The 26,668-nt window shown below is 64.9% G+C and carries 23 protein-coding genes, 1 tRNA gene and 1 pseudogene; 17 read left to right on the top strand and 8 right to left on the bottom strand.

Going from position 1 to position 26,668, the window contains the following annotated elements:
* Positions 1-110 precede the first annotated feature (110 nt).
* The 4 genes from ACP8LP_RS07310 (at position 111) to ACP8LP_RS07295 (ending at position 5,313) form a co-directional block, all read left to right on the top strand.
* Positions 111-1,529, top strand: coding sequence for a glycine--tRNA ligase (locus tag ACP8LP_RS07310; protein WP_036910289.1), 1,419 nt, complete (start codon positions 111-113; stop codon positions 1,527-1,529).
* A gap of 129 nt (positions 1,530-1,658) precedes the next feature.
* Positions 1,659-2,429 (top strand): succinate dehydrogenase cytochrome b subunit, encoded by a 771-nt coding sequence (locus ACP8LP_RS07305; protein WP_004811651.1) that lies wholly within the window; start codon positions 1,659-1,661, stop codon positions 2,427-2,429.
* Complete coding sequence (locus ACP8LP_RS07300; protein WP_004811650.1) at positions 2,426-4,558, top strand: fumarate reductase/succinate dehydrogenase flavoprotein subunit; 2,133 nt, start codon at positions 2,426-2,428, stop codon at positions 4,556-4,558. The genes ACP8LP_RS07305 and ACP8LP_RS07300 overlap by 4 nt, the downstream gene beginning before the upstream one ends.
* Entirely contained in the window at positions 4,555-5,313 is a 759-nt protein-coding gene (locus ACP8LP_RS07295; RefSeq protein ID WP_021108587.1) for a succinate dehydrogenase/fumarate reductase iron-sulfur subunit, read from the top strand. The genes ACP8LP_RS07300 and ACP8LP_RS07295 overlap by 4 nt, the downstream gene beginning before the upstream one ends.
* A gap of 83 nt (positions 5,314-5,396) precedes the next feature.
* On the opposite strand, the gene nadC is transcribed toward ACP8LP_RS07295, so the two are convergent.
* Genes nadC through nadA form a run of 3 tightly spaced genes read right to left on the bottom strand, consistent with a single transcriptional unit; the run spans position 5,397 to position 8,864 of the window.
* Positions 5,397-6,287, bottom strand: coding sequence for a carboxylating nicotinate-nucleotide diphosphorylase (gene nadC / locus ACP8LP_RS07290; protein ID WP_016667441.1), 891 nt, complete (start codon positions 6,285-6,287; stop codon positions 5,397-5,399).
* The gene (gene nadB, locus ACP8LP_RS07285; RefSeq protein ID WP_016667442.1) at positions 6,284-7,864 is read right to left on the bottom strand and encodes an L-aspartate oxidase; all 1,581 of its coding nucleotides are present in this window, start codon (positions 7,862-7,864) and stop codon (positions 6,284-6,286) included. Before nadB ends, nadC begins: the two co-directional genes overlap by 4 nt.
* Positions 7,857-8,864 carry a quinolinate synthase NadA gene (gene nadA / locus ACP8LP_RS07280; RefSeq protein WP_016667443.1) on the bottom strand — a complete coding sequence of 336 codons (1,008 nt, stop codon included), beginning with the start codon at positions 8,862-8,864 and terminating at the stop codon, positions 7,857-7,859. The genes nadB and nadA overlap by 8 nt, the downstream gene beginning before the upstream one ends.
* Before the next feature lie 99 nt (positions 8,865-8,963).
* Here nadA and ACP8LP_RS07275 point away from each other — a divergent pair, with 99 nt between their 5' ends.
* The gene (locus tag ACP8LP_RS07275) at positions 8,964-9,716 is read left to right on the top strand and encodes an NUDIX hydrolase (protein ID WP_484483367.1); all 753 of its coding nucleotides are present in this window, start codon (positions 8,964-8,966) and stop codon (positions 9,714-9,716) included.
* 60 nt (positions 9,717-9,776) lie between these two features.
* Here the strand turns inward: ACP8LP_RS07275 and bluB are convergent, their stop codons facing one another.
* Complete coding sequence (gene bluB, locus ACP8LP_RS07270) at positions 9,777-11,543, bottom strand: 5,6-dimethylbenzimidazole synthase (RefSeq protein WP_484483060.1); 1,767 nt, start codon at positions 11,541-11,543, stop codon at positions 9,777-9,779.
* Between the two features lie 187 nt (positions 11,544-11,730).
* Here bluB and dusB point away from each other — a divergent pair, with 187 nt between their 5' ends.
* Both dusB and ACP8LP_RS07260 read left to right on the top strand, forming a co-directional pair.
* Positions 11,731-12,822, top strand: a complete 1,092-nt coding sequence (dusB, locus tag ACP8LP_RS07265; protein ID WP_484483366.1) for a tRNA dihydrouridine synthase DusB — start codon at positions 11,731-11,733, stop codon at positions 12,820-12,822.
* A 48-nt stretch (positions 12,823-12,870) separates the two neighbouring features.
* Positions 12,871-13,989, top strand: coding sequence for an HD domain-containing protein (locus tag ACP8LP_RS07260; protein WP_117189558.1), 1,119 nt, complete (start codon positions 12,871-12,873; stop codon positions 13,987-13,989).
* Positions 13,990-14,020: 31 nt separating this feature from the next.
* Here the strand turns inward: ACP8LP_RS07260 and ACP8LP_RS07255 are convergent, their stop codons facing one another.
* The gene (locus ACP8LP_RS07255; protein WP_484483059.1) at positions 14,021-14,815 is read right to left on the bottom strand and encodes an ABC transporter permease; all 795 of its coding nucleotides are present in this window, start codon (positions 14,813-14,815) and stop codon (positions 14,021-14,023) included.
* A 24-nt stretch (positions 14,816-14,839) separates the two neighbouring features.
* On the opposite strand from ACP8LP_RS07255, the gene dnaG reads away from it, so the two are divergent.
* The 4 genes from dnaG (at position 14,840) to ACP8LP_RS07235 (ending at position 18,290) form a co-directional block, all read left to right on the top strand.
* Positions 14,840-16,702, top strand: a complete 1,863-nt coding sequence (gene dnaG / locus ACP8LP_RS07250; RefSeq protein WP_279186658.1) for a DNA primase — start codon at positions 14,840-14,842, stop codon at positions 16,700-16,702.
* Between the two features lie 86 nt (positions 16,703-16,788).
* Positions 16,789-17,601: a sigma-70 family RNA polymerase sigma factor gene (locus tag ACP8LP_RS07245; RefSeq protein ID WP_016667450.1), complete on the top strand. Its 813-nt coding sequence runs from the start codon at positions 16,789-16,791 to the stop codon at positions 17,599-17,601.
* A gap of 4 nt (positions 17,602-17,605) precedes the next feature.
* Entirely contained in the window at positions 17,606-18,121 is a 516-nt protein-coding gene (locus ACP8LP_RS07240; protein WP_179856516.1) for a hypothetical protein, read from the top strand.
* 96 nt (positions 18,122-18,217) lie between these two features.
* Positions 18,218-18,290: transfer RNA gene (locus ACP8LP_RS07235), tRNA-Asn, on the top strand.
* A gap of 114 nt (positions 18,291-18,404) precedes the next feature.
* Here ACP8LP_RS07235 and ACP8LP_RS07230 read toward each other — a convergent pair.
* Complete coding sequence (locus ACP8LP_RS07230; RefSeq protein ID WP_065672627.1) at positions 18,405-19,808, bottom strand: alpha,alpha-trehalose-phosphate synthase (UDP-forming); 1,404 nt, start codon at positions 19,806-19,808, stop codon at positions 18,405-18,407.
* A 125-nt stretch (positions 19,809-19,933) separates the two neighbouring features.
* On the opposite strand from ACP8LP_RS07230, the gene otsB reads away from it, so the two are divergent.
* Entirely contained in the window at positions 19,934-20,827 is an 894-nt protein-coding gene (gene otsB / locus ACP8LP_RS07225) for a trehalose-phosphatase (RefSeq protein ID WP_187117032.1), read from the top strand.
* Positions 20,828-21,007: 180 nt separating this feature from the next.
* Here the strand turns inward: otsB and ACP8LP_RS07220 are convergent.
* Positions 21,008-21,104, bottom strand: a pseudogene (locus ACP8LP_RS07220) (kinetochore protein); the annotation flags it as partial.
* A 189-nt stretch (positions 21,105-21,293) separates the two neighbouring features.
* On the opposite strand from ACP8LP_RS07220, the gene ACP8LP_RS07215 reads away from it, so the two are divergent.
* The 3 genes from ACP8LP_RS07215 (at position 21,294) to cysK (ending at position 23,598) form a co-directional block, all read left to right on the top strand.
* Positions 21,294-22,364: a YeeE/YedE family protein gene (locus ACP8LP_RS07215; protein WP_462574919.1), complete on the top strand. Its 1,071-nt coding sequence runs from the start codon at positions 21,294-21,296 to the stop codon at positions 22,362-22,364.
* Positions 22,361-22,588 (top strand): sulfurtransferase TusA family protein, encoded by a 228-nt coding sequence (locus tag ACP8LP_RS07210; RefSeq protein WP_016667455.1) that lies wholly within the window; start codon positions 22,361-22,363, stop codon positions 22,586-22,588. Before ACP8LP_RS07215 ends, ACP8LP_RS07210 begins: the two co-directional genes overlap by 4 nt.
* A gap of 74 nt (positions 22,589-22,662) precedes the next feature.
* Positions 22,663-23,598 carry a cysteine synthase A gene (cysK, locus tag ACP8LP_RS07205; protein WP_016667456.1) on the top strand — a complete coding sequence of 312 codons (936 nt, stop codon included), beginning with the start codon at positions 22,663-22,665 and terminating at the stop codon, positions 23,596-23,598.
* On the opposite strand, the gene pdxR is transcribed toward cysK, so the two are convergent.
* On the bottom strand, positions 23,559-25,013 hold the full coding sequence (gene pdxR / locus ACP8LP_RS07200; protein ID WP_016667457.1) for a MocR-like pyridoxine biosynthesis transcription factor PdxR: 1,455 nt from the start codon (positions 25,011-25,013) through the stop codon (positions 23,559-23,561). The two genes, cysK and pdxR, sit on opposite strands and share 40 nt — an antisense overlap.
* 83 nt (positions 25,014-25,096) lie before the next feature.
* On the opposite strand from pdxR, the gene pdxS reads away from it, so the two are divergent.
* A complete protein-coding gene (gene pdxS, locus ACP8LP_RS07195) occupies positions 25,097-25,993 on the top strand; it encodes a pyridoxal 5'-phosphate synthase lyase subunit PdxS (RefSeq protein ID WP_083940471.1) in 897 nt (298 codons plus the stop codon).
* The gene (gene pdxT, locus ACP8LP_RS07190) at positions 25,944-26,651 is read left to right on the top strand and encodes a pyridoxal 5'-phosphate synthase glutaminase subunit PdxT (protein WP_117189565.1); all 708 of its coding nucleotides are present in this window, start codon (positions 25,944-25,946) and stop codon (positions 26,649-26,651) included. The genes pdxS and pdxT overlap by 50 nt, the downstream gene beginning before the upstream one ends.
* Positions 26,652-26,668 lie beyond the last annotated feature (17 nt).

The following is a 26,668-nucleotide window of genomic DNA, read 5'->3' as shown; positions in this document are numbered from 1 at the left end:
CGATGGGTCGATCGAGACTCAAAGGTAGCAACGATTTGCGCCCTATCGGCTACAATCACGCTCAGCGCCTCAGCCGAATTCACGGAGTCGCCATCTGGGTGTCCACTTCAATGAGGACTTGGAAGAAAGGGACGGCTGTGGCCTCCACCAGCACACTCGACAACGTCATCAACCTTTGCAAGCGTCGCGGATTCGTGTTCCCCTGCGGCGAGATTTACGGCGGCACCCGGGCGGCCTGGGATTACGGCCCATTCGGCGTCGAGCTCAAGGAGAACATCAAGAGGCAGTGGTGGCGTTACATGGTCACCTGTCGTGACGACGTCGTCGGCCTTGACTCGTCGGTCGTCCTGCCTCGCGATGTGTGGGTCGCGTCCGGCCACGTCGGCGTCTTCAATGACCCGTTGACCGAGTGTCTGTCGTGTCACAAGCGTATGCGTGCTGACCATCTTCAAGAAGGCCACGCCGCCAAGCACGGGATCGACGATCCGGATTCTGTCCCTCTGGGGGAGATCAACTGTCCCAATTGTGGCAACAAGGGCCAGTGGACCGAGCCCCGTGACTTCAACATGATGCTCAAGACTTACCTCGGCCCGGTCGAGGACGAGTCTGGTCTGCACTACCTGCGTCCCGAGACCGCCCAGGGTATCTTCGTGAACTTCCAGAACGTGCTCACCAGCGCTCGTAAGAAGCCGCCGTTCGGTATTGCTCAGACCGGTAAGTCCTTCCGCAACGAGATCACCCCCGGGAACTTCATCTTCCGCACCCGTGAGTTTGAGCAGATGGAGATGGAGTTCTTCGTCGAGCCCGGCACCGACGAGGAGTGGCACCAGTACTGGATTGACAACCGCACTGCCTGGTACACCGACCTCGGTATCAACCCGGACAATCTGCGTCACTACGAGCACCCCAAGGAGAAGCTCTCCCACTACTCGAAGCGTACCGTCGACATCGAGTACAAGTTCGGGTTCGTCGGTTCCGACTGGGGCGAGCTCGAGGGCATCGCCAATCGCACCGATTTCGACCTGGGTACCCATTCGAAGCATTCTGGCAAGGACCTGTCCTACTACGACCAGGCCAACAACAAGCGTTACCTGCCTTATGTTATTGAGCCGGCGGCTGGTCTTACGCGTTCTCTCATGGCGTTCATGGTTGACGCGTACACCGAGGATGAGGCTCCGAATGCCAAGGGTGGGGTTGATAAGCGTACTGTCCTGAAGCTGGATTCGCGTCTTTCGCCGGTCAAGGCTGCTGTGCTGCCGCTCAGCCGTAACTCTGATTTGTCTCCGAAGGCTCGTGATCTGGCGGCTCGCCTGCGTCAGCGGTGGAACGTCGACTTCGACGATGCTCAGGCCATTGGTAAGCGTTACCGTCGCCAGGATGAGATTGGTACTCCGTTCTGTGTCACTGTGGACTTTGACAGTCTTGACGACAATGCTGTGACGGTGCGGGACCGTGACACCATGGCTCAGGAACGCATCGCCATCGACAAGGCCGAGGACTACCTCGCCGGGAGGTTGCTCGGCTGCTGATCCTCTGGTCAGACCAATCCGACTGACAGTGGGGCCGGGGTATCCATCTCAGGTATCCCGGCCCCGGTGCGTCTTAGGAAAACGTCGTCCTTTAAGCTGTTCGGACAGCAGTGAAAGGGTGATGACTCCATGAGCGTGCCTGACGTTCGAGAGCGACGTGAACTTGAGCGCGGGGGGGATGCCGTGGCCATTCGTGCGCGCAGCGCAGCGCGTCCCTCCAACGTCACACTGAAATTGATCATGGCCATCACGGGGACGATCTTCGCGTTGTTCGTCTTCGTGCACATGGTCGGAAACCTCAAGGCCTTCATGGGCGCAGACGACTACAACGCCTACGCGGAGTTTCTCCGCACGGTCCTGTACCCACTGTTCCCCATAGGTGGGGTGCTGTGGTGCTTCCGGATCGTGCTGCTCGTCTGTCTGGTCCTGCATGTGTGGGCCGGTCTGACGATCTGGGCAAGGGGTCGACGAGCCCGCGGAAAGTTTTCCCGGCACAACATGAAGGCGTTGGGATGGGGGGCCCGCACGATGGTGCTGTCGGGCATCGTCATCTTGGCCTTCGTCGTGGTGCACATCCTTGACCTGACCTTGGGTAAGGGTGTCGCGTCCGCGTCCTTCCAGGGGCCGGTCAACGAGGGAACTCCTGACATCCAGATCACCGCGTACCAGAACCTCATCGCCAGTCTGTCGCGGCCGTGGATGGCGATCTTCTACACCGTCGTCATGATCATCATCGGGTTGCACATCTGCCAAGGCGTGCGCAACACCATCAATGACTTCGGCGGAACCGGCCGTCGTCTCCGCGCCGTCTGGACGGTGATTGGCCTGCTCATCGCACTGGCCATCGTGGTGTGCAACGGCGCACTTCCCATGCTCATTCTCGCCGGGGTGATCTCATGAAAAACGTCATTGGTGCCATCATCAAGCCTCTTGAGAAGATTGCCGGACGTCACGGTGAGGTGACTGTCGACGAGCCGGCCAAGGAACTTGTCAAGCCCGAGCAACCTCAGCCACGTCAGGCTGAGGTGAGCGTGCCGAGACGAGCAGCCCGCAAGGGTTCCAAGGCCCGCGACAACCTTGGGCCGGCTCAGAAGAAGGCCGGATACCTCGTAGGGGACGAGCTTGACGGCAAGGCCCCCGAGGGGGACCCGCTGACCGCGTGGACCCGTCGTCAGAGCGAGTACAAGCTGGTCAACCCCGCCAACCGACGCAAGATGAACGTCATCGTGGTGGGAACTGGACTGTCCGGTTCCGGCGTCGCCGCGACCCTGGGGCAGCTCGGCTACCACGTCGACTCCTTCTGCTTCCACGACTCGCCGCGTCGGGCCCACTCGGTGGCCGCTCAGGGCGGTATCAACGCCGCTCGGTCCCGCAAGGTTGACGGCGACTCCCTCAAGAGGTTCGTCAAGGACACCGTCAAGGGAGGCGACTACCGAGGCCGTGAGGCCGATGTCGTTCGACTCGGCACCGAGTCTGTACAGGTCATCGACCACATGTATGCCATCGGCGCTCCGTTCGCCCGCGAGTACGGCGGTCAGTTGGCCACCCGATCCTTCGGCGGCGTGCAGGTCTCTCGCACCTACTACACCCGTGGTGAGACTGGTCAGCAGCTCGAGGTTGCCTGTTCTCAGGCCTTGCAGGCCCAGATCGACGCCGGATCGGTGACGATGCACAACCGAACCGAGATGCTCGACCTCATCGTCGCCGACGGCAAGGCTCAGGGCATCGTCACTCGTGACCTGCTCACCGGTGAGGTCAGGGCTTGGACGGCTCACGTCGTCATCCTGTGCACCGGCGGATACGGGTCGGTCTACCACTGGTCGACCCTGGCCAAGGGATCCAACGCCACCGCGACCTGGCGGGCCCACCGTCAAGGTGCCTACTTCGCCAGCCCTTGTTTCGTGCAGTTCCACCCGACCGCCCTGCCGGTCAGCTCGTACTGGCAGTCCAAGACGACCCTCATGAGTGAGTCGTTGCGCAATGACGGCCGGATCTGGGTGCCGAGGAAGGCCGGTGACGACCGTCCTGCCAACGACATCCCGGAGGAGGAGCGTGACTACTACTTGGAGCGCAAGTACCCGGCCTTCGGCAACCTGACGCCTCGTGACGTCGCCTCCCGCAACGCCAGGACTCAGATCGATAGCGGCCACGGCGTGGGCCCGCTCAAGAACTCGGTGTACCTGGACTTCCGGGATGCCATCCAGCGTCTGGGCAAGAAGACCATTGCGGAGCGTTACGGAAACCTCTTCGACATGTACCTCGATGCCACCGGGGAGAACCCCTACGAGGTGCCGATGCGTATCGCCCCGGGAGCCCACTTCACAATGGGTGGCCTGTGGGTCGATTACGACCAGATGAGCACCATCCCGGGTCTGTTCGTCGGTGGTGAGGCCTCGAACAACTACCACGGCGCCAACCGGCTGGGAGCCAACTCCCTGCTGTCGGCCAGCGTCGACGGGTGGTTCACCCTGCCCCTGACGGTGCCGAACTACCTGGCCGGATTCGTCGGGAAGCCAGTATTGCCGCTGGATGCTCCCGAGGTCACCGCGGCCATCGAGAGGGTCCGGAAGCGTACCGACGCCCTGCTCAATTGTGGGGGGACCCACCGTCCGGAGTGGTTCCATCGCAAGCTGGGCGACATCCTCTACGAGCACTGCGGGGTCTCGCGTGACGAGTCGGGCCTCCTCGAGGGTCTGTCCAAGGTGCGTGAGCTGCGTGAGGAGTTCTGGCGCGACGTCAGAGTCGTCGGAAGTGGTGACCGACTCAACCAGGAACTGGAGAAGGCTGGCCGGGTCGCCGACTTCATCGAACTCGGCGAGGTCATGATCCTCGACGCCCTGGACCGCCGGGAATCGGCTGGTGCGCACTTCCGCACCGAATACGCCACCGAAGCTGGCGAGGCCAAACGTAATGACGACGACTGGTGCGCGGTCTCGGCGTGGGAGACACGGCCCGACGGCACCCAGGTTCGCCACAGCGAGCCGCTGACGTTCTCGTTGATCGATCTGCAGGTGAGGGATTACCGATGAGGGTGACATTGGATATTTGGCGTCAGGACGGCCCGAAGGCCAAGGGACGTTTCGAACGCCACGTCGTGGAGGACGCCGAGCCGGAGTGGAGCATCCTCGAGTTGCTCGACCGGCTCAACGACCAGATCGTCGAGGATGACGGTGACCCGATCGTCTTCGAGTCCGACTGCCGCGAGGGAGTGTGTGGCTGCTGCGGATTCGTCGTCAACGGCAAGCCGCACGGGCCGCTGCCGAACACCCCGGCGTGCCGTCAGCACCTCAGGGCCTTCCCCGAGATCACCCACTTCAAGATCGAACCCTTCCGCTCGGCGGCCTTCCCGGTCATCCGTGACCTGGCCATCGATCGCTCGAGCCTGGACCGCCTGGTGCAGGCCGGCGGAACCGTCGACGTCATGACGGGAACCGCTCCCGACGCCGACTCGGTGCCCCAGCCGCACAAGGAGGCCGAGCAGGCCCTCGACTTCGCATCCTGCATCGGATGCGGAGCCTGCGTGGCTGCCTGCCCGAACGGTGCTGCCATGCTTTTCGCCGGCGCGAAACTCTCGCACCTGGCGATGATGCCGCAGGGTCGTCAGGAGCGCTCGAAGCGAGCGCGTCGCATGGTCAATGCCCTCGACGAGAATTTCGGCCCTTGCTCTCTCTACGGGGAATGCGTCGAGGCCTGCCCGGTGAGCATCCCGTTGGTTGCCGTCGCCCGGGTCAATCGGGAGCGCTGGCGTGCCGGGTTCCGTGGGGCGCGCAGCAAGGACAACTGATTGGAAAGGTCAGCTGAGACGACGAGAGGGCTGGTATCCGTGACGGGTACCAGCCCTCTCGCGTGATGTGTACGGGATCCGGCTCAGTCGAAGTCCAGACCCAGGTCGAGCACCGGGGCGGAATGGGTGATGACACCCACCGCTATGTAGTCGACCCCGGTCGCGGCCACATCCTTGGCTCGGTCGAGTGTCAGGCCACCAGAGGCCTCGGTGATGACACCGAGGGGCCGACAGATGCTGACTGACTCCGTCATGAGGGAGTCGTCCATGTTGTCGAGCAGAATCGTCGTCACACCTGCCTCGACGGCCTCGCGCACCTGGTCGACGGTGTCACACTCCACCTCGCAGACGATATCGGGCTGGTGGGATCGCACCGCTTCGACAGCGGCCGTCAGAGACCCGGCCGCGGCGATGTGGTTGTCCTTGACGAGGGCAGCATCCGACAGTCCCATGCGATGGTTGAGCCCACCTCCGCAGCGCACCGCGTACTTGTCGAGGTCACGCAGACCGGGGACGGTCTTACGGGTGTCGCGGACCTTGGTGTCGGTGCTTGCCAGGGCATCAACCCACTGGGAGGTGGCCGTCGCCACTCCGGAGAGATGACTGGCCAGGTTGAGCATGGTGCGCTCTGCCACCAGCAGGGTGCGCAGCGGCCCCGAGACGGTCGCGACGGCGTCGCCGGGGGAGACCCGGGTGCCGTCGTCGTGGTGGGTGGTGAACTCGATATTGGTTCCGGTGCGGTTGGCGAGGACGTGCAGCACGGCAGCGGCGACTGGAACCCCGGCCAGGCAGCCGTTCTGACGAGCTCTGATGTCGGCTCGGCCGGCGGCCCCACCGAAGATCGACTCGGTGGTGACGTCAGTGCCGCCGCGCAGGTCCTCGTCCAGACAGGCCTCGATGGTTCTGACGACGAGGTCGGGATCGAGCCCGCGTTCGGAGATGGTGCGGACCAGATCGTGCGGCAGTGCGGTCATGCGATGCTCCTCTCCTGGCTGCGCGTGATGACCGTCGGACGTCCACCGACGAGGCGCAAGTCAGTGTGCAGCTGGAAGGACGGGTTCTGACCCGGATGATCGCTGCGGCGATGAGCTCCCCGGGACTCCGTGCGCCACAGGGCTGCGATCGCCAGGGTTGTCGCGACCAGAGCGGCATTGGTCGCGGTGAGGGTGGCGTCTTCGAGACCCTCGGTGGGAGTCATCCGGTGCAGGTCTCGGAGGGCTCGCTGCAGACCGGTGGCATTGCGACTGATGAAGACGTCGCGGTCCATGATGGCCTGCACGGACTCCAGATGCTCGCCCGGTAGCCAGCGACGATGGCGCAGCTGCTCAGGGACGTGGGACGTCGGGGAGAGCGGGCCAGTGGGACTGGTGGAGCAGCGTCCGCTGCGCTCGCCAGCGATGAGGGCCTCGGTCAAGGAATTCGAGGCCAGGCGATTGGCCCCGTGAACTCCTGTGCAGGCAGCCTCGCCGACGGTCAGCAGGCCGGGGACCGAGGTGCGTCCATCCATGCCGGCGGCGATGCCACCGCAGTGGTAATGAGCTCCTGGAGCGACCGGGATCGGCTCGGTACAAGGGTCGATGCCGTGTTCTCGACAGCTGGTCAGGATCGTCGGGAAGCGATGCCGCCACATGTCCTCGCCGAACCCGGTCGCGTCGAGGAGTACGTGGTCAGATCCGGTGGCGATCATGGCCTCGTGCTCGGCGGCGGAGACGATGTCGCGGGGTGCGAGGTCGGCGAGCGGGTGGACTCCGGTCATGATGCGACGACCGTTGACGTCCAGGAGGACGGCACCCTCGCCGCGCACCGCCTCCGAGATGAGGGGAGATCGGCCCTCGTTCCCGGGGAGGAAGAGAACGGTGGGGTGGAATTGCATGAACTCGGGGTTGCGGATCGTCAGTCCGGCGCGCAGGGCTGCCGCCATCCCGTCACCGGTACACACCGAGGGGTTGGAGGTGGCCGACCACAGCGCTCCGATGCCCCCGGTCGCCAGTACGACGCAACGCGCCGGAATCATCACCGCATTTCCGTCAGACAGAGCCGTCACACCGCACACATCCCCATTCGGACCGATGATGAGGTCGATGAGACGGGTACCCGTCAGGACGGTGATCCCGGTTCCCTCCAACTGAGCGCTGAGGCACTGATGGACCTCGTGTCCGGATCGGTCGCATTCGGCATGGAGAACTCGACGGGCATGGTGGCCCCCTTCGAGGTGGAGATCCGGCTCGCCATCGGCCCCGGTGTCGAAGTGAGCTCCGAGGCCCATGAGATGACGCAGGGCTCCCGGGGCGTGGTGGACCAGGTCGTCGACGTTGTCGCGGTGGCACAGCCCAGCACCTGCCGCGAGGGTGTCGTTGAGATGGAGGGAGAAGGAGTCATCCTTGCTCCAGACCGCAGCCAGACCACCCTGCGCCAGATTGGTGGAGGAGTCGTCTATCCCCTCGCGGGTCATGATCGTCACGGAGCGCCCGATCTCGGCAGCGGCCAGAGCGCAGGACAGGCCCGCGGCTCCGCTGCCGACGACGAGAACGTCGCATTGATGCTCAGGCATGAGCCGACTCCTTGACGGGGGCGGCCGTCCCGCCGATGGCGATCATGCGCTCAACGGCTCTGCGAGCCTTCTCGGCCAGGGCGGGATCGACGGTGACGGCCTCGGCCCCGGTCTCCAGGCAGCGCAGCAGTTTCTCCGGAGTGATCATCTTCATGAAGGGGCAGACGGCATCCGGGTTGACCGCGGTGAAGGTGGTGCCGGGATTGGCCTGACGCAGCTGGTGGAGCATGCCGGTCTCGGTGGCGACCAGGACGTGGCTGTTGCGGGTGGCGCGGGCGGCATCGAGCATTCCGCCGGTCGACAACACGTGGGTACGGTCCTGGGGAAGGTCGCCATTGCTGGTCAGCCACAGGGCGCTGGTCGTGCAACCGCACTCGGGGTGGATGTAGAGGTCGGCCTCGGGATTGGCCTTGATTTGGTCACACAGCTCGGTGGGGGAGATGTCGGCGTGCACGTGGCACTCGCCCATCCAGACGTGGATGTTGTGGCGTCCGGTCATGCGGCGCACATGGGCACCGAGGAACTGGTCAGGACCGAAGAGGATCTCCTGGTCGGCAGGTAGGGAGTTGACGACGTCGACGGCATTGGAGCTGGTGCAGCAGATGTCGGACTCGGCCTTCACCTCGGCGGTGGTGTTGACGTAGGTGACGACGGCAGCGTCGGGATGCTCGGCCTTCCAGGCCCGCAGCTGTTCGACGGTGAGGGAGTCGGCCAGGGAGCAGCCGGCCTGGGTGTCAGGGATGAGGACGGTCCTGTCGGGGCACAGCAGGGCAGCGGTCTCGGCCATGAAGTGGACTCCGGCCAGCACGATGGTGCTTGCCGAGCTCTTGGCGGCCAGGCGCGCGAGGGCCAGGGAGTCGCCGACGTGGTCAGCCACGTCCTGGATCTCGGGGGCCTGGTAGTTGTGGGCGAGGATGATCGCGTCGCGCTCCTTTGCGAGGCGACGGACAGTGTCGGCCCAGGTCGAGGAAACTCGGGTAGTGGCGCAGTCGGTGGTCACGGGAACGACTCCTTTCAGGTAATCGACGTCTAGTCTAGAACTACTCGTCTCGGAGACGAAAATGGGATCGTCGAGGCATCCGGATAAGCTGACTCCGTGATGACAACGGCTCACGGAGACGCCGGAGATTCCGCCCCGCGTCCGACCTATCGAGACCAGCGCGGGGTGGCGAAGTATCGTCACGAGGTGCTGGTCGTCGTCGTCAGGGTCGCGGGGGATGATCTCGAGGTGGTGGTCAAAGATCGTGCTCGCGAACCGTTCACCGGGATGCCTGCTCTGCCCGGTGGGCCACTCGAGGTCTGTGAGACCATGGAGCAGGCCGTCGTCCGCCACCTCAAGGGTCTGTTGGACGTCTCACTGTTGGGTCACCACGAGCAGTTGTCCACGCGCTCCGAGCCGGGACGTGACCCCTTCGAGAGGACGGTCGCGACGACATACCTCGGTCTGGTGGCCCCCGACGTCGAGGCTGGCGGGGGAGCGCGCTGGCTGCCTGTGCGGGAGTCCGTACCGATGGCCTTCGACCATGCGCAGGCCGTCGGGGAAGCCGTCGTCAGGCTGCGTGGCAAGATCTCCTACACCAACATCGCCCATGCCCTTGCGCCTGCAGAGTTCACCCTGGCCCAGTTGCGCGACATCTATTGCGCTTGTCTGGGCCATGACGTCGACGTCACGAACCTCTCGCGAGTGCTGCGTCGTCGTGGCCAGATCGTCAAGACCGGTCACCTGGAGGAGTCGGGGGAAAGAGGAGGCCGGCCACCGGCCACCTGGACCTTCACCCGACACGACTACGAGGTCACCGATCCCTTCGCAGTGCTGCGCCCGGCGTCACGGGACAACCTCACGGGACAATGAGTCCTGAGGCCTGACTGAACCCTTGCGACCCAGTGGCTCAACCAGACGCCTCAGCTGAGTTCAACGCGTGCGCGCGGCCGTCCGTCGCACTTGAAGACCAGTGAGGATCATCTGGGCTCCAAGACATGCGCCGACACCCTCACCGGCTCGCATCCGCAATTCCATGAGGGGTTCCACCCCAAGCTCGGCCAGCACGGCTTGGTGAGCGTGCTCCCGGGACGCGTGGGAGGCGACGAGCCAGCCGTGGAGACCTGGCGAGAGTTTGGTGGCGATGAGGGCTGCGACGCTGGTGGCCAGCCCGTCCAGGACGACGGGGGACCCGGCCTGGGCGGCCCCTAGACACACTCCGGCGAGGACGACGAACTCCGGTCCGCCGAGGGATGCCAGGAGATGCTCGGGGTCGTTGGGGCCGGCCTGGGTGCGGGCCAGCGCAGCTGTGATGACATCAGCCTTGCGCTCAACCATGGCGGTGTCGCTGCTGGCTCCTAGGCCGACGGCCTTCGTGGGAGCCAGACCGGTGAGGGCGCAGGCCAGAGCCGTGGCAACGGTGGTGTTTCCGACACCGACCTCTCCCAGGCACACCAGGCCGGCCTCGGCAGCCTCCTTGCCCAGGGCCCGACCATCGCGCAGCAGGGCCTCGACCTGGGCTGGGGTCATGGCGTCGGTATGCAGAAGATCACCGCGTTCTCCGGGAACGCGCATGGAGCGAGCACCCTCCACTGGCTGTGCGACACCGGCGTCAACAACGAGATGGGAGAGCTCCGCGGCCGTGGCCGTCGACACGCCGAGCCCCGTTCCGGCAACCGAGGCAGCCATGACGTCATGGGTCACTGTGGGGTCGAAGGCCGTCACCTCCAGGTCGGCGACCGGGTGGTCCGCCCCGACGAGGACGAGGGTGCCGCCCGTGATCTCAGTTCCGCCTGCGGCTTCGACGCGGTCCAGGGTCTGGTCGAGCAGGCCGAGAGATCCAGGCGGGGTGAGGAGCTGGTCGGCATCGTCGTGGGCTGCTACCACCCGATGGCGGTCAGGTGAGTGCAGGGTCTCCCGAAGAGCAGAGACGGGGGCCTCGGGCTGATCGTCGTCGGGCCAGCGATCGGCCAGGGTGACGTCGGCCAGCGGGAGCCGACGGGACCAGCCGCGTCGCTCGAGTCCCGGGGCCGGGGGACGTTCGTCAGGCCACCCCAGGCACAACCAGCCGAGGGTCTCCACCCCCTCGGGCAGGTGAAGCAGGGCGGCGAGTTCCTCTGGCTGGAAGAGGGTCACCCATCCCATTCCGAGTCCGTGGGCGCGGGCAGCCAGCCACATGTTCTCCACGGCGCAGGCACAACTCCACATGTCGGCGTCGGTGAAGGTGTTGCGTCCCAGCACCCCCGACGCCGGGGTGCGACGATCGCAGGCCACGACGACGCCGACCGGGGCCTCACGGATCCCCTCGAGCTGGAGATCGAGGAGCCGGGCGCGACGATCCGGGGTCAGCAAGTCGGCCTGACGCAGTCGCTCCCGGTCGGCCATGACGGCGGCACGATCGCGGGTGTCGGCGTCACGCACCACGATGAACCGCCACGGCTGGCTGTGACCGACGCTGGGGGCGCGGTGGCCAGCCCACAGGACGGTATTGACGAGGTCTTCGGGGACGTCGTCGTTGCGGTAACGACGGATGTCACGGCGGGCGTCGATGGCGGTGTCGAGCCCCTGCTGCACCTGGTCACCCAGGGACCACCCAGCGGGATCAGCGGCGCGAGTGGCCGAGGAGGTGGTGTCGCCGATCCGGGGGATCGGGCGGGCCCAACGCTCGCTGGTGGATGCGGTCTCATCAGGGGTGCTCACAGCACGAGGGTAGTGGGAAGCCCGTCGCGGCTCGTCGCCGGGATGGTGTGGCGAGGCCGTTTGCGGCGGCTTGTGGTGCCACGGGGCGGGCACGACGGTTTCGGTCGAGCCGGTGTGCCACGTCTACCATGGGCGAGTGCCTTCCAACCCTCTGACCTTGACCGCGCCTTCTGGCGGCACCGTTTCGGTGGACACCCCGGTGGTGTTGGCACCGATGGCCGGTGTCACCAATGCCGCTTTCCGTCAGCTGTGTGCCGAGCAGGGGGCAGGGCTCTACGTCTGCGAGATGATCACCTCTCGCGGCCTGGTCCATGGTGACCACAAGACCCACGACATGCTCGCCTTCGCTGACTGCGAGGATGTCCGTTCCGTGCAGCTCTACGGGGTCGACCCCGGAATGGTCGGTGAGGCCACGTCGATCCTGTGCGAGAAGTACGGGGTCAACCATGTCGATCTCAACTTCGGCTGCCCGGTACCGAAGGTCACTCGCAAAGGCGGCGGGGGAGTCCTGCCCTGGAAGCTCGACCGGTTCGCCGCGGTCGTCTCCGCTGCCGTCCAGGCCGGCGACGCCCACGGAGTTCCCGTCACCGTCAAGACCCGTATCGGCATCGACCCCGACCACATCACCTACCTCGACTCTGCCCGCCTCGCCGTCGACTCCGGGGCGGCTGCGGTGTGCCTGCACGCTCGCACCGTCGCCGAGGCCTATGCCGGGCACTCCCACTGGGAGGCCATCGGCGACCTCGTCGAGACCGTCGACGTCCCGGTCATCGGAAACGGCGACATCTGGGAGCCCAGAGACGCCATGGCGATGGTCGAGCAGACCGGATGCGCTGGCGTGGAGGTCGGACGCGGTTGCCTGGGCCGTCCCTGGCTCTTCCGCGACCTAGCAGACGCCTTCGCCGGTCGCGACACGACCACCCTGCCGGCCCTGGGTGAGGTCTGTACGATGATCCGACGTCACGCCGAGTTGCTCGTGAGGTATCAGGGCATCCATGGCCTGGTTGACATGCGAAAGCACATGGCCTGGTACCTCAAGGGTTTTCCAGTGGGTGGGGAGACCCGTCACGCCTTGGGGCAGATCTCCAGCTTCGAGGAACTCGACGCACTGCTGGCCACCCTCGACCACGATGCGCCCTTTCCCGTCAAGGAACTCGGTAAGGCACGTGGCCGCCAGGGCACCCCGCGTCGCAAGGTCGTCATGCCCCACGGTTGGCTGGACTCGCGCACCCTCGACGACGATCTGTCGGCCGCCGAGATTGACGCTTCCGGGGGCTGATCCCACCCGGGTCTGGTCCCACGGGCCGAGGTGGGACAGGATGGAACCATGTCCGAAGTGGGAGAACGTGCCCGGGCCTGGGCCCTGACGATGGCCGGTCATCGCGGCGTTGATGACGTCGTCCATGCCCATCCGTCAGGTGGCGTACGAATCGAGGCCGGAGAGGTCGTCGGACGGGAGATTCGGGAGGAGAGGGAGAACCTCCTCCTGCGTCCGGGAGCCACTAGTGCCCACGGCGCAGGGAACCGCGCCATCCCGGAGGAGCCGGATCCCGAGCGGACCTGCTTCGAGCGGGATCGGGACCGGATCGTCCACTCGACGTCTTTCCGGCGACTGGCAGGCAAGACCCAGGTCGTCGTCCATCCCACTGATCACCAGCGCACCCGCCTGACCCACGCCCTCGAGGTGGCCCAGGTGGCTCGATCCATCGCGGCCGGCATCGGAGCTAATGTCACCCTGGCCGACGCCATGGCACTGGGGCACGACTGCGGCCATGGACCGGGAGGTCACGCGTCGGAGCAGGCTTTCGACGCCTTCATCCCGGAGGGTTTCGATCACGGGCCGTGGGGCGCGGACGTCAGTCTGGCGAGTCTCAATCTGTGCGCGGAGACCCTGGACGGTGTCCGTAACCATTCCTGGTCGCGTCCGGCCCCCAGCACCGTCGAGGGGGAGGTCGTCTCGTTCGCCGACCGGATCGCCTATTGCGCCCATGACCTGGAAGACGCTATCAAGGCGGGGATCGTCACCGTCGCGGATCTGCCGCAGGTCGTCGTCGAGGTGGCTGGGACGGATCGGCGCACACAGTTGTCGGTCTTCATCCGGTCCGTCGTCGACACCACCTGCGCAACTGGACGGGTGGGGATGGCAGCCGACGTCGCGGACGCCCTGGCGGCCCTCAGGGCCTTCAACTATGAGCGGATCTACACCAGGCCCGAGTCATTGGGGCAGTCGGAGGCCGTCATCGAGGTTCTGCACGGATTGGTCGCGTACTACCAGGGACACATTGATGATGTGCCGGCCGAATTCCTCGAGACCGATGCCGACCGAATCCATCAGGTCGTGGCATATGTGGGGGGAATGACCGATCAGTTCGCCTTCTCCCGGGCAACCCAGCTGCTGGGATGGGATCGCAGCCGGCTGCCCAAGGGTATGGGCAGGGGTTTCTGACAACTGTCAGGGGGCGTTGATCAGGGTGTTGTCACGGGTGTAGCTTGCCCGCCAGATCATCGGGCAACAGCTTCGCCCTCTTGACCAGTTCGTGCGCCACCACCACGGTGACGGTCTGGCCCGCCAGGATGCCGATGAGGACGAGGACCTGGGCAGCACCGGCCTGGAGAGCCGAACCGCCACCGAGCAGCACACCGACGAAGGCGCCCGGCAAGGTCACCAGACCGACGGTCGCCGTGCGGTCCACGGTGGGCAACACGGATTCCGTGACGCTCGGTTCGGTCACCAGAGCGATGGCGTCCCGACGCGGGAAACCGACGGCCAGACCAGCCTCGAAGACGCCGATTCCCTCGCGCAGGTCAGCGAAGAAACGGCGGCATGCCAGGGTGTGACCGCTCATGATGTTGCCGATGATGATGCCGGCCACCGGGATGAGGGAAGCGGGGCTGAACGGCGCGCAACCCGTCGCGAAGATGATGAGGAGGACCGGAATCACCCCGGCAAGCATGGCCACCGCGGCCCAGATCCAGGCCCTGCCGACTCCGGAACGATTCGCCGTCGTGCGAACCGCGATGGCGAACATCAGCAGGGTGAACAGGCAAGCAGCCCACAGATGGGCGAGGGCATAGACGAGGATGACGGAGACGATTCCGAGCTGCACGACGGCGCGGATTGACGCGATCACGGACGACTTGGCGATGCCCAGACGTCCAAGGAGTGAGGCGACGACGGCCAGCACGACGAGCATGATCATCGCCAGGGCGAGCTGCCAGGTGGGGTTCACTGTCACGGCGGAAAGTTTGGCACCAATTTGGCTCACCTGCATGCATGGATAGCATGTCCTGCGCAGATGGGTAGGATCGTGGGCATGGCTGGCCGGATCAACGAGGAGGACATCGCGCTGGTCCGGGAACGCGCTCGGATCGACGAGGTCGTCGGCGAATATGTGGCCCTGCGCAATGCCGGCGGCGGTTCCCTGAAGGGGCTGTGCCCCTTCCACGACGAGAAGACGCCCAGTTTCCAGGTGACCCCTTCCCGTGGGCTGTTCTACTGTTTCGGGTGTGGGGAAGGTGGCGACACCATCTCCTTCGTCCAGAAGATCGACAACCTCACCTTCGTCGAGGCCGTCCAGCGTCTCGCCGACAAGGTTGGTGTACAGCTGCGCATCGTCGACGACGGTCGCCCCGGGCTGGAACCAGGTCTACGCATGCAGATCCTGGCCGCCAACGAGGCAGCCGCAGAGTTCTTCCAGGCCCAGATGTCGACGAAGGAAGGTCAGATAGCCCGAGATTTCGTCGCCGGGCGCGGATTCTCCCAGGATGCCGCGGTGCAGTTCGGGATGGGATATGCGCCGCGCGGCGGCCACGTGCTGCGCGACCACCTGTTGGCCAAAGGGTTCACACCCAAGGCCCTCATCGAGTCCGGCCTGGTGCGATCCCAGGGCTGGGACTTCTTCCAGGGACGTGTGTTGTGGCCGATCAAGGATTCCGGAAAATCCGTGCTGGGTTTCGGGGCCCGTCGGATCTATGACGACGATCGCCTGCCGGCCAAGTACGTCAACACCCCCGAGACCCCGGTCTACAAGAAGTCGCACGTCCTCTATGGCTTGGACATGGCTCGGGCCAACATCGGCAAGAAGAGTCAGGCTGTCATCGTCGAGGGGTACACGGACGTCATGGCGGCGCACCTGTCCGGCATCGACACAGCTGTCGCGGCCTGTGGAACCGCGTTCGGTGAGGACCATACCCGACTCATCCAACGGCTCATGGGCAACAGCGGTTCCCTCAATGGCGAGGTCATCTTCACCTTTGACGGTGACGCCGCCGGCCAGAAGGCCGCCCTCAAGGTGTTCCGTGGTGACAAGCAGTTCTCCGCCCAGACCTATGTGGCCATAGAGCCCACCGGCCTTGACCCGTGCGACCTTCTCATGCAGCGCGGCCCGGAGGCGGTTCGGGAATTGGTGGCCCGACGGATTCCGCTGTACCGCTACGTCATGGAGAACACGGTCAGCCAGTTCGACCTCGACCGAGCGGATGGACGCGTCGCCGCGGTCAGGGCTGCAGCCCCGCTCGTGACGAGTATTCGTGACCAGTCCTTGGTCGATGGTTATCTGCGCGAGCTCTCCCAGGTGGTGGGTGCCGACATCGATCTGGTGCGTCGTGAGGTGTCCCGTGCCGGCAAGCAACATCATGCCGTGACGGTGGTGCCTCCGCCCCAGCCCCAGCAACCCGCTGGTATCCCGTCGCCCGACCCGGCCGACATCTCGCTGTCCGTGGAGCGCGGATTCCTCAAACTTGTCCTGCAATACCCCGATCTCTTCGACGAGGACTGGGACCAGGTCGAGGTCGAGGACCTGCGTCACCCCGCCTACCAGGCGGTTTTCGAGGCCATCCTGTCAGTGCCTCGTGGTCAGGAGAACTGGGCCGAGGAAGTCGGTAAGGCGACGAGCGACCCGCAGGTGAAACAGCTCGAGGTGGCCCTCCTCGTCGAGCCCATCTTGCGCGAGGAGCCGGACCAGAGCTACGCCGCTGCGTACGCCGCGCGGGTGCGATTGCTGTCCATCACTGACGACATCGCCAACCTCAAGTCTCGCCTGCAACGCACCAACCCGAACCAGGATCGTAAGCTCTACGACGCGATGTTCTCCGACCTGGTGACCCTCGAGGCGCTGCGCAAGAGTCTCATTCTCGCTGGTGGAGCGACCTCAGCCTGATGTGACATCTGTGGACAGCTCATTCGCCGTCCACAGATCACCGCGGAAGGGTTCCACCGTGGCCCGGGGCGAGTCATCGTCAGACCATGAGATACACGGATTTCATCGACGATGTCGTCGCCCTGGACCTTGCCGATGAGCGCGAGCTCTTTCGCAGACTCGATGCCGGGGTGATTGCTGATGCCATCTTGTCCGGACGGTTCCTGGCTACGACACCGGTCACCGTCTCCGAGTTGAACGCGATTTCCGACGACGGAGCAGTAGCCAGGCAGGAGCTCTGGCGACAGATGCTCGCGATGGTGCTCACCCAGGCTCGTCAAGCTGCTGCGACCTATCGATGCAGCGTCGAGGATCTCATCCAGGCCGGCTGCGTGGGGCTGGGAGAGGCGGTCGAGAGGTACGACGAGCGCCGAGGGGCTCGATTCTCGACGGTCGCCTGGACCTGGATCCGTCGTCGTGTCGGCGAGGAGGTTGTCCGCCTGCGTGGCGCCAGGTCCCGGGCCGCGATGAGGGAGTCAGCCGAGGTCGCCCGAGTCGAGGAGGAGTTGACGACGCGGTCCCGGCAGGTGCCGACCAGCGAGGCGATTGCCGAGTGCATGGGCAAGGACGTCATGTGGGTTGAGCAGCGGCGCGCCGAGTGTTGGGAGGTCGACAGCGACGTCCTCGAACACGTGGCGGCCCCACGAGGACGACCAGTCCGCCCGGAACTCCACCTGCTTGCCGTGCTGGCGGGGCAGGAACGGCAAGTCGTGGCATTGCGTCATGGATTCGAGGGAGAACCCATGAGTTTCGAGGCGGTGGGCGAGGAGATGGGGATGTCCGCCTCCAGCGTCCGGCGGATCGAGCAGAGGGCACTGGATCGGCTGCGACGTCATCTGCAGCAGGCTGGGGCGGCGTGACAGGATGGACGCCATGTGGTGGACGAAAGGGCCCAGTTCTGAGGAGATGACCCGAGTGCGAGCCGTACTCGGGTTCGACGACGTCAAGGTGCTCGCCTGCGGGAGAGGAGAGAGGGCGACCGTCATCGCGGTGACGGAGGGGCTCGTCATCCTGACCGACGAGACGGACTCCGCGGTCGCCTGGCACGAGATCGTCCATGGCGGCTGGAATGGCGACACCGCGACGCTGACCTGGGACTTCCTGGACGGATCTGGTGCCTCGGCGGTGTTGGAGAAGCCCGGCAAGATCCCTGAGGTGTTTCGAGCGCGGGTCACCGAGTCGATCGCCGCGACCCGAACCGTTCCGGTGCGTGGCGGAGACGTCCTCATCGCCGGGCGTGTTCCGGCCGGCCACCTAGCCGTCCCGGAAGGAGCCATCACCTGGACCGCGATGGCTCGGGAGTCCGCCGACCTCGATGACCCCGAGACCCGTCAGAAGGTGTTGGAGGCCACTGACGCTCTCAAGAAGGAGTGGAACTGACGAGGTCGCGCCGTTGCCCAGAACTCGACAAATGCCAACGATTTGTCATCTGGCGAAGAGCGCTGCTAGTGTTTCATTTCGCGCCCGGGGCGCTGATCCCCTGTAGCTCAATTGGCAGAGCATCTGACTGTTAATCAGAGGGTTACTGGTTCGAGTCCAGTCGGGGGAGCGCAGATCATCCCAGATCCGATTTCGGAGCTGGGATTTTTCATGCCCAGACAGCATTGAGCATTGACGTTGACGGCGGCCGGCCGCCGTCAACGTCAATGTGTCCGTCTGTCGCTCAGCGACCTTCCAGCTCCGTGAGGAAGTCATCGGCCCAGACGTCGATCGTCTTGTCGAAAACCTGACGACGCATGGAGCGCATCTTGCGGGCCTTGACCCTCGGGGAGTCAGTGAGGGCCTTCATGATCGTGGCCTTCATGCCGTCGATGTCATACGGGTTGACCATGTAGGCCTGCTTGAGCTCTCGAGCGGCACCGGCGAACTCGGAGAGCACCAAGGCCGAGTCGTCGTTGGAGCGGCAGGCGATGTACTCCTTGGCAACGAGGTTCATGCCGTCGCGCACCGGGGTGACGAGCATGAGATCAGCCACCTGGTACATGGCGGCGAGGACTTCACGAGGCACCGACTCGTTGCGGTAGACGAGCGCCCGGTTGGCGATTGTCCCCACCTTCGAGTTGATCTGGCCGACGAGCTGGTTGATGTCGTCGCGCAGGATCTTGTACTCCTCGACGCGCTCACGCGACGGGGTGGCCAGCTGCAGGAAGACGACCTCGTGAGGATCGAGCTTGCCCTCCTTGAACAGCTCTCCGACGGCGCGGATGCGCTGACGAAGACCCTTGGTGTAGTCCAGACGGTCGACGCCGAAGATGATCGTCTCCGGGTTGCCCAGGTCCTCGCGCAACTTCGCAGCCTCGGCCTGCACCTTCTCCGAGGTGGCCAACTCGTGGAATCCACGCGAGTCGATTGAGATCGGGAAGTCGCGAGCAATGACGTCGCGTCCGTCGGGAGTGTGAGCGCGACCGCGAGAGGCCGTGACGCCCGGACGACGCTTGGCCAGGCGCAGGAAGTTCGCGGCTGCACCCGGGGTCTGGAATCCGACGAGGTCGGCCCCCAGCAGACCCTCGACGAGCTCCTCGCGCCACGGCAGACGGCTATAGAGCTCGATCGGCGGGAACGGAATGTGGAGGAAGAAGCCGATACGCAGGTCGGGGCGCATCTCGCGCAGGTACTTCGGGACGAGGTTGAGCTGGTAATCCTGCACCCACACCGTGGCGCCCTCGGCCGCCAGCTCAGCGCCCTGCTCGGCAAAGCGCTTGTTGACCTTCTGGTAGGCCTCCCACCATTCGCGGTGGAACACCGGCTCGACGACGCAGTCGTGGTACAGCGGCCACAGCGTCGCGTTGGAGAATCCCTCGTAGTACTCCTCGACCTCCTGGGCGCTCAGGGGAATCGGGTGAATGTCGTAGCCGTCATGGTGGAAGGGCTCGACGACCTCGTCGGGAGCACCGTGCCATCCGATCCAGGCGCCACCCTTGCGCTGCATGACCGGCTCAAGCGCCGTCACCAGACCACCGGGGGAGGACTGCCAGCTGACGTTACCCTCATCGTCGACCTTCCGGTCCACGGGTAGGCGGTTTGCGATGACAAGGAAATCAACCTTGTCCTGGACGGTCTCCGACATCTCTGATCACACCTCTCATGGAGGTCCTGCTGCACAGCAGGCCCACTTTCACGCTACCAAGCAGGAGTTTCCGTCCGAGGACGATCCTCGCTATTTGGCGGCTGAGGGCCCGCCATGGGACCGATGTGTGTGACGATGGGGCCATGACTGACCGCCCTGCTCCAACCGAAAAGTCCTGGACCCCTCTCACTGAGGCCGGAAGGGGGATTCTCGACGCTGTCGCCGCCGATCCGAGCTCAGTGCTTCTCGCCCTGGACTTCGATGGCACCCTGGCACCCATCGTCGATGATCCCGCTGACTCGGTGATGGCCCAGGAGTCCCGCGACGCGATGTCGCGGATGGACGGCAAGCTCGCCACCATGGCCATCGTCACTGGCCGAGAGGTCGCCGCAGTGCGACGCATGACGGCTGTCGACGATGTCCCTGGCCTGGAGCACCTGGTCGTCCTGGGGCAGTACGGGGTGGAGCGTTACGACGCCGCATCGGGGGCATTGCGTGATCCTGAGGTGCCGGACTCGGTGCGAATCGCCAAGGGGCGTCTCGAGCAGCTTGCCGAGGAGCTCGGCCAGCAGGATCCCCGTGACGTCGGCTGCCGGATCGAGGACAAGGGCCGCGCCGTCGCCCTGCACACCCGTCGGGCCGCGGATCCCGCTCATGCTCTGGCGAGCGCGGTACCGCGAGTCCGTGAGATCGCCGAGGAGCTCGATCTTCACTGTGAGGACGGCCGCAACATCATCGAGTTGAAGTCCGCCGTCACCACCAAGGCCCAGGCCCTGCGTGAGCTCATCGACGAGGTGGAGCCGCGGGTCGTCATCATGTGTGGCGACGATCTGGGTGACGTCCCGGCCCTGGAGGTCATCTCGGAGTGGATTGGGCAGGGTCACCCCGGTGCACGCGTCGTGAGTTACTCCGACGAACAGCCATCCATGGCCGATCACGCCGACATCATCTGTGACCAGACAGAGGGCGTCTCCTCCCTCCTCAATGCCATCGCAGATCGCGTTTGTTCCACAAAGTGATACGCAATCTCACCCTATAGGACAAAATCGCCTTTTTCTTGAGTCCTCAAGTCAACTGTGCTTGCATGATCTCAGACGCCATTGATGAACGTTGTGGCGCGGCTCCGGGGAGATCCCGGGAAAGCTGGTGAACGCCGTGACGGAATCATCGATCATGGTTCATGAATGGAAGGACGAGAAGGTGAACACACACCGTGTCTGGGGTAATCGTGCCGGTCGATCGGTCATGAGCTCCACCATGATGATGTGTTCGATGTGTCGGTGTTGTTGCTGATATCGATCGCTCATGCGCCGGTCGTGTGAGGTCGTCCGGGCTCTGCGCCTGTGGCAGTCCCCATCCGGGTCAGTTGTGAGCCCACGTCAGCGCACCTCGCATGCGCACCACGTCCATCCCTGAATCCGATCCCATCTGTGTTCTTGGAAAATCCACAATGGTGACGTCGGATTGTTCTGAACGGAATTCTCCATGATTCTTACCGGCATACTCGTCGGAATTGCTTTCGGCTTTGTTCTGCAACGTGGTCGCTTCTGTGTGACCAATGCCTTTCGTCAGGTGTGGGTTGCCAGGAGCACGACCTGGATCACGGCTTTCCTGCTGGTGATCGCCATTCAGGCCATCGGCGTCACGACGTTGACCCAACTCGGCGTCATCCACCTGTCCTGGAAGCCGCTGCCGTGGCTCGGTGTCATCGTCGGAGGACTGCTCTTCGGCGTTTCGATCGTGCTGGCCGGCGGATGCGCCACCGGAACCTGGTTCCGCAGTGGTGAGGGCCTCGTCGGCTCCTGGATCGCGCTGGTCTTCTATGCCATCGGTGCGGCGGCCATGAAGTATGGCGCCCTGTCGGGGCTCAACCAGTCGGTGCGGTCCCTCAAGGCCCCGGTGACGACGATTTCCGCCCTGGGAATCTCACCCTGGATTCCCACCATCGTGTTGGCCCTTGTCGTCGGAGCCCTGGTGTGGCGGCAACTGCGCAAGCCGGCCCGAAAAGTCGCCACCCTCCCGCCGGAGAAGACCGGCCTCGCACACTGGCTCTTCGAGGCCAAGTGGCATCCGTTCCTCACCGCCGCCCTCATCTCGGTGATCGCGATCATCACCTACCCGCTCAGCGAGGCCACCGGTCGTCACGCCGGACTGGGCATCACCACCCCGACCGGCAACCTGCTGGAGTGGGCGGTGACCGGAGATGCCTCATACGTCGACTGGGGAGTGCTGCTCGTGGTCGGCATCCTCGTCGGCTCCTTCATCGCAGCCAAGGCCTCCGGTGAGTTTCGGGTCCGCGTCCCTGACTCGGCCCAGGTCGTCAAGTCCGTCGCCGGAGGGCTCGGAATGGGAATCGGAGCCAGCTGGGCCGGAGGCTGCACCATCGGCAACGCGATGGTCGAAACTGCACAGTTCAGCTTCCAGGGATGGATCGCCTTCCTCTTCATGTTCCTGGGTGTGGGCCTCGGCACGAAGGTCTTCGTGCTCGGCTTCACCCGACGCAACCCCGCACTGGGGACGCTGCCAACCGCCACCGTCACTGAAGGAGTGTCATGACCACACATGTTCTCGAGACCGGTGGGCAGGTGTGCCCGTTCCCGCTGGTCGAGGCCCAGAAGGCCATCGCCGGGCTGCCAGTCGGAGATCGTCTGACGATCAACTTCGACTGCACCCAGGCCACCGAATCCATCCCGGAATGGGCTGCCACGGCCGGTTGTCCGGTCACCGGCTTCCGGAAGGTGGGTGATGCCGGCTGGACGATAACCGTCGAAAAGGCATGACCCGCATCAACCTACGCACACAGAGATTTTCCGAACACCCATGGACTTGAATCTCAATCGAAAGGACTGACACCATGACGACGATCGCCAACGATATCACCGAGCTCATCGGCCACACTCCGCTGGTCAAGATCAACAAGCTCTTCCCGGACTCCCAGGCCACCGTGTTGGCCAAGCTGGAGTTCTACAACCCGGCCTCCAGCGTCAAGGACCGCATCGCCAAGTCGATCATTGACGCGGCCGAGGCATCTGGACAACTCAAGCCCGGCGGCACCATCGTCGAGGCCACCTCTGGAAACACCGGCGTCGGCCTGGCCCTCGTCGGCGCGGCTCGCGGCTACAAGGTCATCATCACCATGCCCGAGACCATGTCCAAGGAGCGTCGCGCCATCATTCGTCTGCTGGGTGCCGAGCTCGTGCTCACCCCGGGTGCTGATGGAGTTCCGGGGGCCAACGCCAAGGCCGCCGAAATTGTCAAGGAGACCCCTGGCGCCATCCTGGCCAGCCAGTTCGACAACCCGGCCAACCCTGAGGTTCATCATGATGCCACCGGCGAGGAGATCTGGAACGACACCGAGGGCAAGGTTGACGCCATCGTCGCCGGCATCGGCACCGGTGGCACCATCTCCGGTGCCGGCAAGTACCTCAAGGAGAAGAACCCCGAGGTGAAGACCTTCGGCGCCGAGCCCGCCGAGTCCCCGGTCATCACCAAGGGAGAGAAGGCGCCGCACAAGATCCAGGGCTGGGGCCCGGGCTTCGTGCCGGAGAACCTCGACAAGTCCGTCGTCGACGAGATCCTGCTCGTCCCTGGTGACGACGCCATTGCTCTCGCCCGCCGTGCCGCCGCCGAGGAGGGCATCATCACCGGCATCTCCGGTGGTGGCGCTCTGCAGGCCGCTGGCCAGGTCGCGGCCCGTCCGGAGTTCGCCGGCAAGACGATCGTCGTCGTCATCGCCGACACCGGTGAGCGCTACCTGTCGACCGCTCTCTTCGAGGGCCTCGTCGACTGACGGCTCATTCGCGGATCGGTGCGGTCGGCGACCACCCGAACGATCGTCGTCAAGGCCATTGCCAGGGTGTCGTCGTCGTGGCTTCCGAAACCCAGCACGATCCCAGCCGCGTCGGCGTCAGCTGATCCCCAGTAGGTCGACAGGGGAGTGACGCCGACCCCTTCGTGACGACACTGTCTGACGACGTCCTCCTCGGACCCGTCGAAGAGCAACACGGCATGCAACCCACCGTCGATCGGCTGCAAGGTCGCACCTGGCACCGACCCGAGAATGTCGATGACGGTGTGGCGACGGCGTCGGTACACCTGGCGCATCCGCTGGGTGCGACGCCGTAATGCCCCGGTCGACAGGTAGTCGGCGACGGCCTCCTGGACAATGGCGGGAACAGGCTGCCCGGTAGCCTGACGCTGTTCGGCGAAAGGGTCCATCAAGTCGGGCGGGATCACCAGATAACCACACCCCAAGGCGGGGGTCAGTACCGACGAGAAGGTACCCAGCAAGATGGTGTGTTCCTCGTCCAAGGACGCCAACGCCGGAAGGGGAGCGCCGACGTGACGCAGCTCGGAGTCGAAGTCATCCTCGACAATCCAGCAATTCGCCCTCTCGGCCCACTCGATGACGGCAGCCCGACGACTCGCCGACAACGATCCTCCCCAGGGGTACTGATGGCTCGGGGTGATGAGCACCGCATCCAGATTCGTCGCGTCACTTCCGGTGGGAAGGCCCTCCGGGTCAAGTCCGTGGTCATCAGTCGGCAGCCCGACGATGCGATGGCCAAGCGCCGTCGGCACCTTCCTCAGGCTGGGGTACCCAGGGCTCTCGACCCCGACCATCAGGTGTCTGGACCTGTCACAGAGCACCTGAATGAGCTCGGCCAGTCCGGCGCGGGCACCACCGGTGACGACGACCTGGCGCGGATTGGCGAGCAGGCTTCGCATCTGACGTAGGTGCTCGGCGACTTCATGACGCAGCCGAGGGGACCCCAACGGATCGGTGATCCGGCGCGGTTGGACGCAGGCGCGATGCCAGGCTGACCGCCAGGCTGAGTTCGCCAATCCAGCCGTGTCAGGTGCTCCCGGTGTCAGATCGATTCCGTGGCGATGGTGAGGGGACGGGGACGGAGTCGGCGTCGTGGAGCGCCGATGGAGACCTCGCAGATCAGGGTTGACCTGGGTGCCCGACCCGCTCGCTGCGACGAGGTACCCCTCAGCCTCCAGCTGTTCGTAGGAGGCGACGACCGTGCCGCGGGACACCCCGAGTTGGGCGGACAAGGCCCTGGTACTTGGCAGATGGTCCCCCGGGGCCAGCACCCCGTCCATGATGAGACCGCGCACCCCCTCGCAGATCCGCACCGGGAGCGGCCGGGAATCCTGAGGAAGATCCAGCGGGACGTCGACGACGAGATCCGGTCTCATCTCGTCCATCCGAGAAGTGGTCCAACAGAAGTGGTCATATATGGATCTTGTCATGAACCACAATCGTCGATTCGATGAGGTACATGACTGAGAATGCAACTACCGCTGGGACCACGCGGGTCAAGCGTGGACTGGCCGACATGCTCAAGGGCGGCGTCATCATGGACGTCGTCACCCCCGAGCAGGCGAGGATCGCCGAGGATGCCGGAGCCTGCGCCGTTATGGCCCTGGAACGTGTCCCTGCCGACATCCGCGCCCAGGGCGGAGTGGCCCGGATGAGTGATCCCGATCTCATCGAGGGAATCATCGACGCCGTCTCCATCCCCGTCATGGCCAAGGCTCGTATCGGCCACTTCGTCGAGGCCCAGGTGTTGGAATCCCTCAAGGTGGACTTCATTGACGAGTCCGAGGTGCTCAGCCCGGCTGACTACGCCAATCATATCGACAAGTGGGCCTTTGACGTCCCCTTCGTCTGCGGCGCCACCAACCTGGGTGAGGCCCTGCGTCGCATCACCGAGGGCGCCGCCATGATCCGCTCCAAGGGTGAGGCCGGCACCGGTGACGTCTCGGAGGCCGTCCGCCACCTGCGCACCATCCGAGCCGAGATGGCACGTCTGAGCAGCATGTCTCCTGACGAGCTCTATGTCGCAGCCAAGGAACTGCAGGCCCCATACGATCTCGTCGCTGAGGTGGCTCGTACGGGTGAGCTCCCGGTGGTGCTCTTCGTTGCCGGTGGTGTGGCGACTCCGGCTGACGCCGCCCTCGTCATGCAGATGGGCGCCCAAGGTGTCTTCGTCGGGTCTGGCATCTTCAAGTCCGGCAATCCTGCTGCCCGCGCCGCTGCCATCGTCAAGGCCACCACCGCCTACGACGATCCCGACACCATCGCCGAGGTCTCCCGCGGACTGGGCGAGGCCATGGTGGGCATCAATGTCGCCGACGTCCCGGCGCCGCACCGTCTGGCCGAGCGGGGTTGGTGAGGTGGCTCCACTCATTGGGGTCGTCGCCCTGCAAGGCGGATTCGCTGAGCACATCGAGGTTCTCGAATCCCTCGGCGCGACGACCCGTCGAGTCCGTCGGGAGGCTGATCTTGACGGACTCGACGGGATCGTCCTGCCCGGTGGGGAGTCGACGGTCATCGACAAGCTGATGAGATCCTTCGGTCTCGCCGACCCGCTGCGAGAAGCCATCACCGTAGGCCTTCCGGTGCTGGCCACCTGTGCAGGTCTCGTCGTGCTGGCGGCAGAGGTGGAGGACGCCGCCACAGGCCAGCAGACTCTCGGACGGCTCGACGTCACCGTGCGTCGTAATGCGTTCGGATCCCAGCTCGACTCCTTCGAGGGACATCTGGACATCAATGGGGTGGGCGAGGGGATCCCCGCCACCTTCATTCGCGCTCCGATCGTCACCCGTAGCGGGCCTGAGGTCGAGGTCATCTCGACGCTGCCCGACGATGCCGGCGAGGCGGGTGGGGCCATCGTCGGTGTCAGGCAGGGGAACATCCTCGCCCTGTCCTTCCATCCCGAGGAGACGACGGATGATCGGGTGCACCGACGGTGGCTCGACGAGCTGCAGGAGGGGTCTCCAGGCCGTCGGGACGGCCAATTCCACCCCCTCCTGAACACTGTTCAAGGGTGACGGCTAGCATTCCTCGC

Source organism: Cutibacterium sp. LaCa_89 (assembly GCF_058177555.1).
Note: the sequence above shows the minus strand (reverse complement) of the source record. Positions and strands in the feature narration are given on the sequence as shown.